General features: G+C 67.5%; 15 protein-coding genes. 3 read left to right on the top strand and 12 right to left on the bottom strand.

Going from position 1 to position 15,507, the window contains the following annotated elements:
- Nucleotides 1-6: 6 nt before the first annotated feature.
- The 9 genes from FLM21_RS04645 to FLM21_RS04605 all read right to left on the bottom strand — a co-directional run bounded on the left by FLM21_RS04645 (nt 7) and on the right by FLM21_RS04605 (nt 8,782).
- Nucleotides 7-2,838 carry a DUF6701 domain-containing protein gene (locus FLM21_RS04645; RefSeq protein ID WP_148714450.1) on the bottom strand — a complete coding sequence of 944 codons (2,832 nt, stop codon included), beginning with the start codon at nt 2,836-2,838 and terminating at the stop codon, nt 7-9.
- Nucleotides 2,835-3,290 (bottom strand): pilus assembly PilX N-terminal domain-containing protein, encoded by a 456-nt coding sequence (locus tag FLM21_RS04640; protein WP_148714449.1) that lies wholly within the window; start codon nt 3,288-3,290, stop codon nt 2,835-2,837. Before FLM21_RS04640 ends, FLM21_RS04645 begins: the two co-directional genes overlap by 4 nt.
- Nucleotides 3,271-4,134, bottom strand: coding sequence for a prepilin-type N-terminal cleavage/methylation domain-containing protein (locus FLM21_RS04635; protein WP_187360094.1), 864 nt, complete (start codon nt 4,132-4,134; stop codon nt 3,271-3,273). The genes FLM21_RS04640 and FLM21_RS04635 overlap by 20 nt, the downstream gene beginning before the upstream one ends.
- 10 nt (nt 4,135-4,144) lie before the next feature.
- A complete protein-coding gene (locus tag FLM21_RS04630; protein ID WP_148714447.1) occupies nt 4,145-4,618 on the bottom strand; it encodes a type IV pilus modification PilV family protein in 474 nt (157 codons plus the stop codon).
- Nucleotides 4,608-5,045 carry a GspH/FimT family protein gene (locus FLM21_RS04625; RefSeq protein ID WP_148714446.1) on the bottom strand — a complete coding sequence of 146 codons (438 nt, stop codon included), beginning with the start codon at nt 5,043-5,045 and terminating at the stop codon, nt 4,608-4,610. Before FLM21_RS04625 ends, FLM21_RS04630 begins: the two co-directional genes overlap by 11 nt.
- Nucleotides 5,046-5,052: 7 nt before the next feature.
- Nucleotides 5,053-5,457 (bottom strand): type II secretion system protein, encoded by a 405-nt coding sequence (locus tag FLM21_RS21490; RefSeq protein ID WP_148714445.1) that lies wholly within the window; start codon nt 5,455-5,457, stop codon nt 5,053-5,055.
- Nucleotides 5,458-5,549: 92 nt separating this feature from the next.
- Entirely contained in the window at nt 5,550-6,776 is a 1,227-nt protein-coding gene (locus FLM21_RS04615; RefSeq protein WP_148714444.1) for a type II secretion system F family protein, read from the bottom strand.
- Between the two features lie 4 nt (nt 6,777-6,780).
- The gene (locus FLM21_RS04610; protein ID WP_148714443.1) at nt 6,781-8,475 is read right to left on the bottom strand and encodes a GspE/PulE family protein; all 1,695 of its coding nucleotides are present in this window, start codon (nt 8,473-8,475) and stop codon (nt 6,781-6,783) included.
- Between the two features lie 52 nt (nt 8,476-8,527).
- A complete protein-coding gene (locus tag FLM21_RS04605) occupies nt 8,528-8,782 on the bottom strand; it encodes a hypothetical protein (RefSeq protein WP_148714442.1) in 255 nt (84 codons plus the stop codon).
- A gap of 160 nt (nt 8,783-8,942) precedes the next feature.
- Between FLM21_RS04605 and FLM21_RS04600 the strand changes: the two genes are divergently transcribed.
- The gene (locus tag FLM21_RS04600; RefSeq protein ID WP_148714441.1) at nt 8,943-9,992 is read left to right on the top strand and encodes a DUF2278 family protein; all 1,050 of its coding nucleotides are present in this window, start codon (nt 8,943-8,945) and stop codon (nt 9,990-9,992) included.
- Here the strand turns inward: FLM21_RS04600 and FLM21_RS04595 are convergent.
- Entirely contained in the window at nt 9,989-10,852 is an 864-nt protein-coding gene (locus FLM21_RS04595) for a LysR family transcriptional regulator (protein WP_148714440.1), read from the bottom strand. The two genes, FLM21_RS04600 and FLM21_RS04595, sit on opposite strands and share 4 nt — an antisense overlap.
- 96 nt (nt 10,853-10,948) lie before the next feature.
- Between FLM21_RS04595 and FLM21_RS04590 the strand changes: the two genes are divergently transcribed.
- A complete protein-coding gene (locus tag FLM21_RS04590) occupies nt 10,949-11,920 on the top strand; it encodes a nitrilase-related carbon-nitrogen hydrolase (RefSeq protein WP_148714439.1) in 972 nt (323 codons plus the stop codon).
- Between the two features lie 68 nt (nt 11,921-11,988).
- Entirely contained in the window at nt 11,989-12,765 is a 777-nt protein-coding gene (locus FLM21_RS04585) for a DUF3750 domain-containing protein (RefSeq protein WP_148714438.1), read from the top strand.
- A gap of 12 nt (nt 12,766-12,777) precedes the next feature.
- Here the strand turns inward: FLM21_RS04585 and FLM21_RS04580 are convergent, their stop codons facing one another.
- Both FLM21_RS04580 and FLM21_RS04575 read right to left on the bottom strand, forming a co-directional pair.
- Nucleotides 12,778-13,758 carry a hypothetical protein gene (locus tag FLM21_RS04580; protein ID WP_148714437.1) on the bottom strand — a complete coding sequence of 327 codons (981 nt, stop codon included), beginning with the start codon at nt 13,756-13,758 and terminating at the stop codon, nt 12,778-12,780.
- Between the two features lie 85 nt (nt 13,759-13,843).
- Entirely contained in the window at nt 13,844-15,388 is a 1,545-nt protein-coding gene (locus FLM21_RS04575; RefSeq protein WP_148714436.1) for a carbohydrate-binding protein, read from the bottom strand.
- Nucleotides 15,389-15,507 lie beyond the last annotated feature (119 nt).

Here is a 15,507-nt window from a genome sequence, read left to right as displayed (position 1 = left end):
CGGCCATCAATAGTTTTCCCGGATGAAGATCAACGGCTGCTTCAGGTCGTAGCCACCGAACGTCACGCGCGCCCACGGCTGCAGCGTGGCGGTGTAGTTGCCACCCGCGACATAGCCCTTCAGATAGCCGTAGCCATTGGCATCCAGGTCGAAGGTGAGATCGGCACTGCCGCGCACGGCAGTACCGGGCCGCGTGACCGTGACGCCGACCCGCCCCTGGCTCGCCAGCTGCGGTGGCGTGCCGAACTGCAGACGGCTCGCGCCCAGGTTGCTGCTGTTGAGCCCGCCCAGGTAATTGCCGAACGTGGCCACGCCGATGCCGGCCGGGACCACCGGCGTGCAGTTGTCCAGCGTGTTGCGGGTAAAGCCGTTGTTCCAGGCCTCGAGCTGCGCCGGCACCGGCAAGTCGAGCTGATCCGAACCCAGGGCGTTCGACAGCTTCAGCCGGCCGGCACGCAACTGGGTGGTGCCAAGGCTGGCGTGGCTGGCGCTGCCACTGTTCTGCGCGTCGAGATTGAGCGCGCTGGCAGCCAGCGCCGTGGCATCGCTGTCGGTCGGGGCAATGCCGAGCCGGGCGTTGAGGAATGGGCCGTCCGGTGCGCTGGTGCGCGCCACCGTGGCCGTCTGCAGCAAAGTGGTGGTGCCGCCCGACCAGCTGGGTGCAGCGCCCCCCGTGGTCAACCGGGCCGACAACGGCGTGATGGTGCCGCCGTTGACATTGGCTGCGGCGATGCCCAGCGCCGAAGCACTGCCGAGCTTGGCGAAACCCAGCGCACTGTCATAGTTGGTGGTGGTGGTGCCGCCGACAGCCACCGCGGTGAGCTGGCCCTGCAGCCGCATTGCCTCACCCAGGTAGGTGAACGGCGAAGCGGGGCTGCAACCGAGCGCCTGGCGGTTGACGAGGCCGGGCGAGGACAACATGAAACGGTGCGGCGCAAAGCGGCCGATATTGGCCGAGGCAGTCAGCACCGAGCCATCGCCACTGCCGAGGTCACCCAGGCCGAGATAGCCCAGCCCGCTGGCGCTCGCCACGTGCGGGGTCAGACGCAAGATGCCGACCTCGTTCCAGACCAGATCAGTGAGCGTGGTCGCGCCGCTGCTATAGCTGCCATTGGCGAAGTAACCACCGAACTGGCTCACGCCGGCGGCCGGCTGTGCCAGCGCATTGCTGCCGCCAGCGGGCGCGACCAGGCTGGAGATCAGCACGGCGCGGTGTGCCGGCGTTTCCCGGCCGTAGTTCGGCGTGGCAGCGCCCAGTGCGTTCTGCGCGGTCACCGTCATCGTCAGCGACTCGCCAGCCCGCGCGAACAGCGGCGAGCTGGCCGTGGTGGGATTGGCGGGGGGCGCGCTGGCATCGCTGGTGCGCCGGATGTTGCTCAGCACCAGCGTATAGGGCTTGGTGATGAAGCTGCTGCTACCGGTCATGCTGAGGCCGACATCGTTGTTGGCGAGGGTGCCGGTGTAGGCGGCATTGAGTGCGAGCTGGCCCACGTCCGGATAATTGAGCTGGATCTGCGCCTGGCCGGACGCGTTGAAGGCCAGGCTGACGGCTGTGCCGGGCGAGCTCGTCGCCAGCACGGTCGAGGTGGCACTGCCGGCCGGGTTGGCGATCAGCGTGAGCGCACGCGTGCCGCTGGCCGGGTTGGTGTAGCTGGTCCAGAACGACACCGCGCGCGTCACGCTGGCGAATTCCGGGATGCACTGCTTGGTCTGTGGATCGGTCCCGAGTGCCGACACGGTGATGGTCGGCGAATTGAGCGCGGCCACGAGATTGGGTGTGCTGAACGCCAGCGCGGTGTCGTAGACACGGATGGTGCAGGTGCCGTCGCCGCCGGTGGGGCACGTGGTGCCGCCACCGCTGGCCAGTGCCGGTGTCGAGGCGGTGACCGACAGCGTATAGGTGCCGGCGGTGAGCGGCTGGAACGGCACCACCCCACTGCCGCTTGCCAGCACCTGCACCGCGCCGGTACGCCAGCCGGCCGCCGGCGCCAGCGTGGCCGTGACGGCGCCGTTGTAGACGCTGCTGCAGGCGGCATCCATGCAGGCCTTGATCGTGATGCTCTGCGCCTTGCAGGTGATGCCGGTGGTCGGCGGGTTCATCTCGAAGTGGTGGATGGTCGGCGCCGGTACCGGTGACGGGTTCAGCACCACCTGCTGCGCCACGTTGGCGGTGACATTCACCGCCAGCGTGGTCACAGCGGTGCAGCTGCCGGCGCTGCCCAGGATCACCCCGCCATTGAGGATGGTGACGCCGAGCAACGCATTGGTGGTGGTGGTGGCATAGGGCGTCTGACCCGCGCCAATGGTCAGCCCCAGCGCGCCGGTGTTGAAGCCGAAGAAGCCCACCTGCATCGCCCCCGCCGGGCAGCCCGCCACGGCCGGGGCGGTGGCCAGCAGCAGCACCCCGCCCTGCCCGGCGTGGCCCAGCACCGGCGTAGTAGTGTTCACGCCGCGGAAGGTGATCATGCTGCCCGCCACCCAGGCCGCGACCGACAGCGTGAAGGTGTACGACGCCGGTTCGCTGCCCGTGGCGACGCGGTAGTACAGCGCCTGCGTGATGCCGGCGGCCAGCAGGTTCTGGCTATTCGAGCGGATCAACGTCCAGCCGGCGGGCGGCGTGATGATGAGTGGGTTCGCCGAGCCGGTCACCTGGGCCAGCAGCACGTCGCCCGCCACCGTACCTGCCGGCACTGGAATGGTCAGCGTGCTGTTGGTGGGCACCAGCTGCTGCGCGACGCTGGCCGCCACCTGGGTGATGGCGGCCCGCGCGGCGTCCGCGCTGTACAGCAGCACCAGCACGGCGCAAACTAGGGCGAGCAGGCGGCGGGACACGCTCATGCGCACCCCCCTCCCCCGGCTTCGGTGCAGCGCGACAGCGTGGCGCTGATCTGCCGCTCCACGTAATTGAGCGTGCGGGTCGCTGGAGGGCAGCCACTGCCGGCGGGCAGGTTGCAGGCGGTGGCGGTCAGCCGGTACAGCGTGACGGTATTGCCGGCGATGTTGTGCGCGCTGCTGCTGCAGGCGAGGTTGATCGAGAAATCCGCCATCGGCGCGGGCAGCGTCAGCTGGCTGCTGCTGGCGCACTGCCCGTTCTGCAGCGCCTGGAAGGCGCCGTACTCGATGCCGGCACGGGCGGCCTGATAGGCGCGGCTGCCCTGCACATCCAACGTGGCGCCCTGCTGCGCACTGCTCGAGAGCGTGAGCGTGAACGCCGCCATGGTACTGAGCACCAGCAGCAGGAACAGCGCGCTGATCAGCGCGAAGCCGGCGTCACGGCAGGTTGGCGACATGGATCACCTGATAGAGCGAAACCGTCTCGTTGGCACGGGTCAATGCCAGCTGCACGCTGACGATGCCGTTGCGTTGCTGCGCAAGGCTGGGCGATGGCGCGTAGTTGATGCTGCAGCGACTCACATAACGGGTGAGCAGCGCAGTGCGGCCGCTCCCCGGCAGGCTGGTGGGCTGCGCAGTCTGGATCGGGTAGCCGTACCACAGGCTCAGCGTGCCGCTGGCGTCGCCCTGGGCATCGACTGCCCCCGGCTGGCAGACATAGCTCGCGGCGCCGCTGATGATCTGGAAGCGCGAATACGGCGAGGCCAGCGACAGCGCGCTGCTGTCGAACACCAGGTGGCTCTCGCCCGCCAGCGCGCCGCTGCTCACGCTGCGTATCGTGCTGCGGTTCTGTCCGCCATAGGCATCGGCCGGGGCGAAGCCAAGGTTGTAGACCACCAGCTGGTCCTGCCCCGGCACCACGGCGCTGCGTCCGGAAGCCGGCAGGGTGCCCAGCGTATCGAAGGCGCTGTCCCCGCCGAACGACAGCGGATCGCCCTGGTTGCCATCGCTCGCCTGGTCGCGGTAGCGCCCGCCGGTGCGCACCGGCAGGAACTCGAGATAGGTCTGCCCGGCGCCGACGCTCGCCAGGCGGATGCTGTTGGGCAGTGCCAGCCGCAGATCCCGCGCCAGCCGCCGCATCGCCGCATCGGCGGACGACGCCAGGTCGCTGCGCTGCCGGTTGGCGAAGTAGCTGCGGATGGGCCCATCGAGGAACACCGCCATGGTCGCGGTGGCCACCGCGAGGATGGTCAGCACGATGGTGAGCTCCAGCAGCGAGAAACCGGCGGCGCGGGGCGGCATGACGGCGGGCTCACCCATAGTTGAAACGGTAGCCGGTCAGCACCGTCATCCGGTTGAGGCCATCGGTGACGGTCACCGTCACCACCCAGATCCGGTCGGTGGCGATGCCGCCGATGGCGGCCGCCGGGTGCGCCACCGCCACCGCCACGCGGTAGGCCTCCAGCCCCGCCACCGCATTGCCGTCCGCATCGCGGATGCCGGTGGCGCTGTAGCCGTCGTAGGCGGACACATGGTCAAACAACGCCCGGCTGCCACCGCTGTAGCCACCGGTTGGCACGGCGAAGGACTGCAGCGTCACCTCCTCCAGCAGCGCCTCGGCAATCATCAGCGCCTGCTTGCGGCTGAGCGGGTCGGCACTGGCGCCGGCCGTCACCGCGTAGACCTGCGCCACGCCCGCCACGGCGATGGCGATGATCAGCAGCGCGAACACCAGTTCGAGCAGCGTCACGCCGTCTTGCCGTGCTTCCGCCAACTCAATGCGCATAGCCGGTCTCCGCTTCCACCGTCAGCACGCGGGTGACGTCGCCCGTCACCGGCAACTGCAGCGCGGTAGCAAAGTCGGGCGCGCCCAGCGCATCGAAACTGAAGCTGCCGGCATAGCCCAGCGCCACCGAGGCCGGCGCGCGCAGGCGGAACGGCCGGCTGCCATCCGGGCCGATCGCCGGCGTGGCACAGGCCAGATCGAAGCAGAAGCGCGCCTCGCTGCTGGTGACCACCACATACACCGGCGTGCGCTGCGCGATGGCGAGGCTGCGCGCAAAGCGCAGGCCCGCCAGCAACTGGTCCGCGTAGCCATGCGCGGCGAAGCGTTCGCCGCTGAACATCCGCGGCACGGCGATGCCGAGCAGGATGCCAAGCAACAACAGCACCATGACGAGCTCCATCAGGGTGAAGCCGGAGGAATGCCGCATCGCCGCTTCAAGGGATCACGGTCAGGATCACGGTCCCGGTGTTGCTGTGCGAATCGCTCACGGTGCAGTTGAACTGGGCACCGGTGGCACTCGGCACGGTAGCGACCGGCGTGATGCTGTAGCCCGCCGGCGCCGCGGCCGAGCCGTTGCCGATCAGGCCCCAGGCATCGGAGCAATCGTCCACCGCCACGCCGCGCTTGGTGGATACGCCGTTGGCGGTATCGAGGCTGCGCGCCGCGTAGTTGATGGTGTTGCCGGAATTGATCGCCGCCACCGTGCCTGCCAGCGACGACTTGCTGGCGTCGCCCGACAGATCGAAGAACCGTGGCAACGCCACGGCCGCCAGGATGCCGAGGATCACGATCACCATCACCAGTTCCAGCAGGGTAAAGCCGCCTTGATGCCGTTTCATCTGCCCTTCCTCCTTGCAATGCGCCACCGGCGGTGACGTCCTCCATGGGCGGCGCTGACCATCAGCCCCGTCCCGAATGTCCTTTCCCCGATTCACGTTCCGCCATGCATGGCCACCCGGCCCAGATCCCAGATCGGCAGGAACACGCCGAGCGCCAGCACCAGCACCACGCCCGCCAGCACCACGATCATCAGCGGTTCGATCCGCGCGCCCAGCGTGGCGACGGCGTAGTCCACTTCGCGCTCGTAGAGCGCGGCCACCTCGGCCATCAGCGCGTCGAGCTCGCCGGTTTCCTCGCCGACCGCGATCATCTGCAGCACGGCCGGCGTGAACACGCCGGCGGCGGTCGCCGTCTGCGTCATGCTTTCGGCGCGCTCGATGCCGAGCCGCATCTGCTCGATGCGCCGGGCGATGTAGTCGTTGTCGACCACCTGGGCCACCGCGGCCATGCCCTGCAGCACCGGCACACCGCTGAGCAGCGTGATCGACAGCCCGCGGGCAAAACGGGCGAGGCTGGCCTTTTGCTGGATGGGGCCGACGATGGGCAGACGCAGCTTCAGGCGATGCCAGCGATAGCGGCCCTGTTCGGTGCGCAGGTAGTAGCCGAGCGCCAGCACCCCGGCGACGGCGGCCGTGGCCAGCAACGCGCCATGGGCCACGGTGAATTCAGAGATCGCGATCAGCACCCGCGTGAGCAGCGGCAGCTCGACATTGAAGCTCTGGTAGACCCGGGCAAACGCCGGGATCACGAATACGTTAATGGTGATGATGGCCGCCACCACGGCCACCAGCACGAAGGTGGGATAGCGCATCGCCGAGCCGATCTGGCGCCGCGTGGCGTGCTCGAACTCCAGGTAATGGAACAGCCGCAGAAAGATCTCGTCGAGGCGGCCGGTCAGCTCGCCCACCTGCACCAGGTTGACGAAGAACGACGAGAACACGGCTGGATGCTGGCGCATCGCCTGCGACAACTGCCGGCCTTCGTCGAGCCGGTTGCGCAGCGACTGGATCACCGCGGCCAGCCGCGGATTGGCGCTGGTGCGCTGCAGCCCGGCCAGCGCGCGCATCAAGGGAATGCCGGCCTTCAGCATCGCGTGCATCTGCCGGGTGAACAGCAGCATGTCCTCGGCACCGATGCGGGCGAACAGCCCCCCGAGCAGCCCGCCCTGTGCCGTGGCTTCCGCTTCCTCGACCACCTCGATCGGCACGATGCCGCTGTTCAGCAACTGGCTGGCGAGGCTGTCCGGGCTCAGCGCCATCTGGTGGCCGCTCACCAGCTCGCCCTGCGCATTGCGTCCCCGGTAGCGAAAGCGTTGCATGCCCTCACTCCTCCAGCAGGTTGGCGAGGCGCATCACTTCGCGCGCGGTGGTCCGGCCTGCTTCCAGCAGCCGCAGGGCCTGGTCATACAGCGTGTGGCCCTTCATCTGCACCTGCGCGGCGGCAACGAAGGCAGCGCTGTCGCCGCGGCCGATCAGCTCGGTCAGCTGGGCATTCATCTCCAGCATCTCGTAGATGCCGGCGCGCCCGGCATAGCCGGTGTTGTTGCAATAGGTGCAACCGCTGCCGGTCATCAATTGCAGCCGGCTGGCCTGCTCGCCATAGGTCCGCGTCAGCCACTCGCGCTCCTTGGTGTCGGGCTGGGCGCTGTGCTTGCACTGGTCGCAGATCAGCCGTACCAGCCGCTGGGCAATCACCCCTTGCAGCGCCACCGAAACCAGATAGGGCGGCACGCCCATGTCGATCAGCCGCACCGGCGTGGTCGCGGCGTTGCGGGTGTGCAGCGTGGTCAGCACCATGTGCCCGGTGATGGCGGCGCGCATGCCGACCTGCGCGGTCTCCTGATCGCGCATCTCGCCGACCAGGATCACGTCCGGATCGTGGCGCAATACCGAGCGCAGCACCCGGGCGAAGCTCAGGTCGATCTTCTCGTTAACCTGGATCTGGGTGATTTCGGGCAGCCGGTATTCGATCGGATCCTCGACCGTGACGATCTTGGTGCTGACATCGTTGACCTCGTGCACCGCCGCGTACAGGGTGCTGGTCTTGCCGCTGCCGGTGGGCCCGGTGACGATCAGCATGCCGCTGCTCTTGGCCAGCAGTGCGCGCAGTTTGCGCAGCACATCCTCGCCCATGCCGAGCCGATCGAGCTGCAGCACCTGGTCAAACTGGCTCAGCAAGCGCATCACGATCGATTCGCCGTGCGGCGTCGGCATGGTCGAAATCCGCACATCGAGCGGGCCGGAGCGCACTGCGATCTGGAAGCGGCCATCCTGCGGCATCCGCCGCTCGGAGATATCGAGTCCGGCGATCAGCTTGAGCCGCTGCGCCAATGCCGGCGCAATGCGGCTGTCGGCCACCGTCTGCAGTTGCAGCGCGCCGTTGATGCGGAAACGGATGTTGATGCGATCGCTCTGCGGCTCGATATGCACATCGGATGCGTGGGCCAGCGTTGCATCCTCGAACAGCGACTGCACCAGCTTAGCGACCGGCGCTTCGTCCTGCCCGGCCTCTTCGGCCGCGGCGGCATCCAGGTCGCTCAGGTCCTGCTCCAGCGCCCGGGCGTGCCCGCTGATCTCCTCGGTGCGGCGGTACACATGATCGAGCGCGACATTGAGTTCGCTCTCCATCACCACGGCCAGCATCAGCTCCTGCTTCAGCGCGCGTGACAGCTCGTCGTATAGATGGAGATCGCCTGGATCGACCATGCCGACCAGCAGGGCGCCCTGTCGCTCTTCCAGCAGCAGCGCACGGGTGCGGCGTGCTGCGGCTTCAGGCAGGCGACGCGAGAAGGTCGGATCGAGGGGGTAATGGGTCAGGCTGATGAAGGGGATGTTGAGCTGGATGGCGAGCGCCTGACAGACGTCCTGCTCGCTGGCGCGCCCTTGCTCGATCAGCAGCTTGCCCAGCCGGCGACCGGTGCGGTGCTGCTCGGCCAGTACCTGTTTCAGCTGGTCATCACTGATGATGCCGTGCTGCACCAGAATATCGCCCAAGCGGATCTTGACCCGTTTGACCATGCTTTCCCCGCCCCCCTGCCGGCGCCATCCGCTCCGGCCCATCACCTTCCAGTCAAAAACAGCCCGCGTAACCTGATATATAGACTTGAATGTTTTTTTTGAAAGCAAAGTGCTTTCTTGTAATTTTTACCTGTTGCATTTCGCGCACCGCATCTAGTGCACGAGCCATCAGCGGGGTGAGCACTGCCTCGCCTCGAATCGCGCCAGCCTTTCCACAGCATTGCTCTCCGAACCAGCCTGCACGCCGCCTCCAGGCCGATGGCGCGCCACCTTGCCCAGCCGGAATGTGCCGCCAGTCGCGTGTCATCAAGACGTAAAACCAGCCCAATAAGCCGATTGCATAGTGAGCAAGCGTCCTTGCGTGCCCGCCGTAACCCCACTGCTCCCCGGGCGCTCGGTAGCGCCAAGCTTACGTGGCACGCGCCGTCGGCAGACGTGCCCCAATCCTCGTCACAGGAGCAAATCGCATGCCTTTGAAGAACTACGGCGTCCTCAAGGGACGCCCGGTCGCGCGCAAGCTGGGCGCGGGGCAAAGCCCGCATTACCAGGTCCATGTCGTCGACGACACCACCGACTACCGCATCGCTGTCAACGTCGCCTCCGCGCTTTCGCCATCGGAACTGGAATACCTGATCGAATCGCACTTCCAGCACCCCTTCCTGGACCAGCTGGCGGCGCTACCGATCGGCTGGCATACGCTGCCCCACCAACCGGGCGGGCCGGCGCTCGACTTCATCCGCGCCAACCTGTTCGATCCGCGCAAGTTGGTGCCACTGCCGTTCAACGTGCCCGGCCCGGACAACGATCTGAACGAGAAGATCGACCACTACATCCAGCGCGCGCTCGCCGACGAAGAGGCGACGATCTATGCGTTTGGCGAACGCTGGGGCCCGGAAGCCGGCAAGAAGGACAAGATCTTCGGCTTTCTGCCAGGCAACGGCGTGCACGACATCCACATGAACCAGGGCAACGTCGGCCCCTACGTGAAGGACGATGGCGTGTACCAGGATGGCGCGCTGCTGCTGCACTTCCCGCGACAGGACCAATGGGTGGGCGTGTTCCTCAAGTTCCAGTCGCAGACCTGGCACACCGACGACGTGAATGGCCACCAGTTGCAGCCGGATGTGAGCGGCCCGCCGTCCGACACCGGCAACACCCCCGATCCGTTCGAGCCCGGTGGCCTGCCTACGCCGCAGGCGCCGGATGGCGCGATCCGCATCGTTGCGGCCTTGGCCAACGCGCTGGTGTCCCCCGAGGTGGAAACGGTGACGCTGCTCAACGTCACCGGCGAGGAAATCGATCTCGCGGGCTGGCGGCTGCTCGATCGCGACAAGCACGCCATGCCGCTGTCGGGCCGGATCGGCGCCGGCGACACGCTGCGCATCACGCTGCAGGCACCCGCCATGCTGCCGAACAAGGGCGGGTTGATCACGCTGCTCAACCCGGACGGGCTGCGCGTGGACGGCGTGACCTACACCAAGGCGCAGGCGCAACCGGGAATGACGATCAAGTTCTAGCGCTGATCGCGCACGAAGGCGACAAAACGCTGCAACAGCGGATGACTGTCGCCTTCGCGCCAGCACAGCCCCACCGGCCAGCAGGCCGCTGCCTCCGGCAACGGCTGCAGCTGCGTGCGCTGTGCCAGCGCCGATGCGCCGTGCCACGGCAGCAGCGCCGCGCCGAGCCCGGCGGCAACGACGGCGTGCACGGTCAGCAGATCGTCGGCGTATTGCGTCACCCTGGGCGTGAAGCCAGCAGCGCGCGACCACTGCGCGATCTGCGCGGTGAGCCCTGGCCCGCGCGCCGGAGACAGCGCGATAAAGCCGAGCGTGTTGAGCGCCTCGCGCTGGGCAGGCAACACCAGATGCATCGGCCACGCCAGTGCCAGCCGCTCCTCCATCAGCGGCAAAAAGGCCAGACCGCTGCCCGCCACCGGCGCACGACAGAAGCCGGCATCGAGGCTGCCCGCCAGCAAACGGCGGTGTTGCTCGACCGACGGCACATCGTCAAGCGTGATCCGGCAATCGGGTACCTGCTGTCGAAAAACCGCGATCAGCGCTGGCGCGCGCTCGAGCGTGGACAAGCCGAAGCCCAGCGCCAGCTGGCCCACTGTCCCGGCGCTCACCTGGCCCATCCGTGCCAGCAGCGCCGCGTGCTGGTCGAGCAGCGCCTGCGCATCCTTGCGGAACAACCGGCCCTGAGGCGTCAGCACCGCGCCGTGGCGGCCGCGCTCGAACAACGCAACGCCGAGCGTGGCTTCCAGCGTCTGGATCTGCTTGGTGAGCGTCGATTGCGTCATGCACAGCTGATCGGCCGCCCGACCATAGTGGCCCAGCCCCGCCAGCACCGAGAATGCACGGAGCAGCTTGATTTCCATTCTATTGAGGAATTTTTTATTTCAAACAATTCATTATACGAATGGATATGACACCTGCTCCAATCTCGCTGCATTTCCACTCCAAGGAGCAGCAAGATGGACCTGCAAGTGACTTCCGTTCAATTCCAGCATCGCGCCAGCGACAAGGCGTACAACCTCGGTCGCATCGAGCACTACGCCCGGGCCGCCGCCACTGCCGGCAGCCAGCTGGTGGTCTGCCCGGAGATGTGCGTGACGGGCTACTGGCATGTGCCACGGCTGGACCGGGCTGGGCTGGCGGCGCTGGCCGAGCCGATCGATGGCCCCTCGCTGCAACGGGTGGCCGCGCTGGCAACCGAACTCGGCATCGCCATCGGCGTGGGCTGGCTGGAGCGCGCCGACGATGGCCGCTTCTTCAACAGCTACGCGGTATGCCTGCCCGGCGGCGAGCGGCACTGCCATCGCAAGCTGCACGCCTTCGAGCATCCGGACATCGCCAGCGGCGATCGCTACACGGTGTTCGATACGCCCTGGGGTATCCGCGTCGGCATCCTGATCTGCTGGGACAACAATCTGGTCGAGAACGCGCGCGCCAATGCACTGCTGGGGGCGGAGCTGCTGCTGGCGCCACACCAGACCGGTGGCACCCACAGCCGCAGCCCGCACGCGATGAAACCCATTGCCCTGGAAAAATGGCTGCGACGCCACGAGGACCCGGCCGCCATCGAGGCCGAATTCCGCGGCCCGAGCGGGCGCGAATGGCTGCTGCGCTGGTTGCCGGCGCGCGCGCACGACAATGGTTTCTTCCTGGTGTTCAGCAATGGCGTGGGCCCGGACGAGGACGAGGTGCGCACCGGCAACGCAATGATCCTCGATCCCTACGGCCGCATCCTCAGCGAAACCTGGCAGGCGGCCGACGCCATGGTCAGCGCGCGGCTGGATCTGGGGCTGCTCGATCGCTGCACTGGTCAGCGCTGGCTGCGTGGCCGCCGCCCCGAGCTCTATGGCCTGCTGACTGCGCCGATGCCGGGCGCGCTGGCGCCGCGCGATGCGCGCTTCTCCGATGCTCCCACGCGCCAGCTACGCTGAGCACAGGCGCTGGCACGCTGCGGAAACCGGCCGGTATCATGGCCGCATTCCCCGATCCGGAGCATCCGATGCGGTCTACCCGTCGCCTCGCCGTTGGCCTGCTGCTCGCGCTGCTGCTGTCGTTCGGCCTCAGCGTGGCCAATGCCTCGCGTGCCGGCCAAGGCGCATCCGGGCAAAGCTGGATGACGGCGCCGCGACACTCGGCCGGCGTGGCCCCCGATCCGGTCCAGCTGGCCGATACCGCCATCATCCAGGTCTACATGGCGCCCACCTTTGGCTGGCGCGGCCTGTTTGCCGTGCACCCGTGGCTCATCTTCAAGCGCAGCGGCGAGCACAGCTACACCCGCTACGAGGTGGTCGGCTGGGCCGGCAGCGACGTGGTCCAGCGCGATTACGCGCTGCCCGACGGCCTGTGGTACGGCGCGCAGCCGCAGCTGCTGCTCGACCGTCGCGGCGAGGGCGTGGATGCGCTGATTGCCCGGATCGAGGCCGCCATCGGCAGCTATCCCTACCCGCACGAGTACCGCGCCTATCCCGGCCCCAACAGCAACACCTTCCTTGCCCACATCGGCCGCGAGGTGCCGGCACTGGGGCTGGACCTGCCGGCCAATGCCATCGGCAAGGACTATCGCCCGCTGACACGGCCACTCGGCCTGTCGCCATCGGGCCGTGGCCTGCAGTTCTCGCTGTTCGGCCTGCTGGGGCTGAACCTGGGGCTGGAGGAAGGCATCGAACTCAACCTGCTGGGGCTGAATGCCGGCGTCGATCTCAACCGGCCCGGCCTGCGCCTGCCCTTCGTCGGCCGCCTTGGCATGGACGACACCACCCGCGTGGGCGTGGACTGAACCGGTCGCCGCCTACTGCAGCCAGTCGCTGAGCAGGCTGTGCTGCATCCCCTGCTGCGCCCAGGCGTAGTACTGGTGGAACAGCTTGTGATGCTCGAACGCTTCGGCGACATTGCCCTGTTGCTCGCACAGCTGCGTCAGCGCCTGGTGGATGTCCTTGAGCGTGTGCACCAGCCCCAGCGCCTCGGCGATTTCCAGCGCCTGCTCCAGCGCCTGCCGGGCGACAACCGGCTGGTGCGCACGCATGGCCAGCTTGCCGGTTTCCAGCAGGCAGAACGCCCGGGCCCAGTGGTTGTTGGCGCCGTCAGCCAGCGCGAGCGCAGCGTCGAGATGCCGGCGTGAGATCTGCAGCGTGCCAATCCCGGCGTGCGCCAGCGCGCAGTACACATGCCATTCAGCGAGGAAGGGCGTGCCCGGTGTGGCATCGATCAGCGCACGCGCCTCGGCCAACTGGCCGAGCATCTCATGGTGACGATGCAGCGCGTTGAGGTTGGAGACCACATTGAGCGCCACCATCGCCTGCATCCGCGCATCGAGCCCCGGCAGCGCCAATGCCCGCTGCTGCAGGCCCAGCGCGGCATCGGCGCGGTTCCACACCTGGCAGATCCTGCCTATGCCGACCAGTGCCTCGCCTTGGGCCACCGGATCGTGCACGGCATCCGCCAGCGTCAGTGCCTGGCCCCAGTCGCCCAGCGCACGTGCATAGTCGGCGTGCGCGTAATGGATGGCGGCACTGCCAAGGCGAGCGTGGCAGCGCAGTTGGCCAGCCTGTGGGCCATCCAGCCGCGCGGCGGCCGATTGCGCCTCCTCGAATGCATGCAACGCCTGCTGCGGCTGCCACAGTGCCTCCAGGCAACGCCCGGCGTCGAGCAGGCCACCGGCTAGCGCCAGCGGATCGGCCGCATCGGCGGCCCGACCGATCGCGACTTCGGCTTGGCGCAGCTGTTGTTGCGGGGTGAGATACCAGCCATTGTCCTCGATGAGCTGAACCATCAGGCAAACCTCCAGTTCCGATCGCCCGCCACGATGGCGGGCATGCGCAAGGCCGCCGCGCCCGGCACGGCGGCCCCCTCGTGCGTTACTGCCAGACCTGCAGGCCGTCGAGCAGGCCGATCAGCTTGTCGGCGATCAGCTGGTGGTCCTTGACCGACGGGTGCCACTGGCAACCCAGGCTATCGAGGCCGTCGTAGTAGAAGTAGGCGATGCGGCTGTCGCCGGCGGCCTTGGCCTCGTTCACGATCTCCTGCGCCACTTCGCGGAAGGTGTTGTCCGGCCACAGCGCAGTTGCGCTCACCACCACATAGGGATTGCCGTACTGCTGGCGCAGCTTGGCGATGAAGTCGCGATATGCGCTCTTGTAGGCACTGCGCAGCGTTTCGGCGGTGTACGCCTCGCCCGCCGCCACCGGCGTAGAGAAGTCGTTGATGCCAAGACCCACCACCACCACCTGCGGCCGCCAATTGCCGGGGTTCTGCCACACGCTGGCCGCATCGGCGACGATGGCGCGGTCGTAGTAGCTGCGATAGTTCACCGTGGCGAGGTTGCCACCGTAGTTGCGCACCAGCCCCAGGCCGGAATAGCCGTTGAGCTGGTAGGCCGCACCGTAGTGGCGGGCGGTGCGCACGCCAAAGGTGGCGTCGGCGTTGGTGCTGGCCGTGAGTTCGGCATCGGTGCATTCGCGCTTGCCGGATTCCGCGCCAAGGCCCGCGGTGTAGGAATCGCCGATGAACTCGATCTGCCGCAGCGGCGGCGCTGCCGGCGGCAGGATCTGCCCACCACTCGCCGCAACCAGGCCGCCGAAGCGCGCCGCGCTCCACATCGATTCGGTGCGCTTGGATAGCCTGACCGTGTGCTCGCCAGCCGGCAGCTGATCGATCCAGTAGGTGGTGCGGCCCGGTTGCGCGATCTTGCCCCAGGGTTTGCTATCGATCTCGACGTTGTAGTGGCCCACGCTGTCGTCGAGCACCAGGCCCACGCCGGTGCCGCTGAAGCGTCCTTCGAAATACACGCCAGGCCAGCTAAAGCTCACCTGCTCGCGGCTATCGGGCTGCAGCCGGCCACCGTGATTCACCTGCGCCAGTACGCCGGCCGGTGTGACCTGCGGCGTTGGGGTCGGGCTCGGGGTGACAGTCGGCGTGGGTGTGGTGGTTTCACATGGCCCCAGCAGCTTCCACACCCCCCAGGCGCCGGACTTCGTCGGGTCTTCGTTCTGCGTCCACCAGCGCGCCTCGTAGCGCTGCCCCAGATGGCGCACCCGCTGGCCGCCGGTATAGGTACTGGCGCTGCTCCAGGCCGGATCACTACAGCTGCCGGCAGCCGGGGTCGGTGCGCTGGTCGGGGTACTCGGTCGTGGCGTCGCCACCGCGGTGGGTTGCGGCGTGGCGGCCGGGCTGCCCTCGCAGCTGCCGCCCACGCGCCACAGGCTGCTACCCGCCTCGGGTGACCAGCCGGCGCCGATATAAGCGGTATGACTGACCAGCGCGGTATAGGCCTGACTCCGGTGCTGCACCACTTGGCCCGCCATGTATGACCCACCCTCGCTCCAGCTCGCGCAGGCCGCATGCACGATGCCGCCAAGGCCCAGCATCGCCAGCGCGAGTGCGGGTTTGTGTCCGTTTTTCATGATTGCCTCCAACCATCATTCAATAGATAAGAAAACCATTGAATTGTTGTTTTGAATTGTTTTTTGCTATCGAAACCGGCAAAAAATAGGCGAAGCCATGTTCGCGTTCCGGTTTCAGC

The sequence above is a fragment of the Chitinolyticbacter meiyuanensis genome (genome assembly GCF_008033135.1).
Classification (GTDB): domain Bacteria; phylum Pseudomonadota; class Gammaproteobacteria; order Burkholderiales; family Chitinibacteraceae; genus Chitinolyticbacter; species Chitinolyticbacter meiyuanensis.
This window is presented reverse-complemented; position numbering and strand designations above follow the sequence as displayed.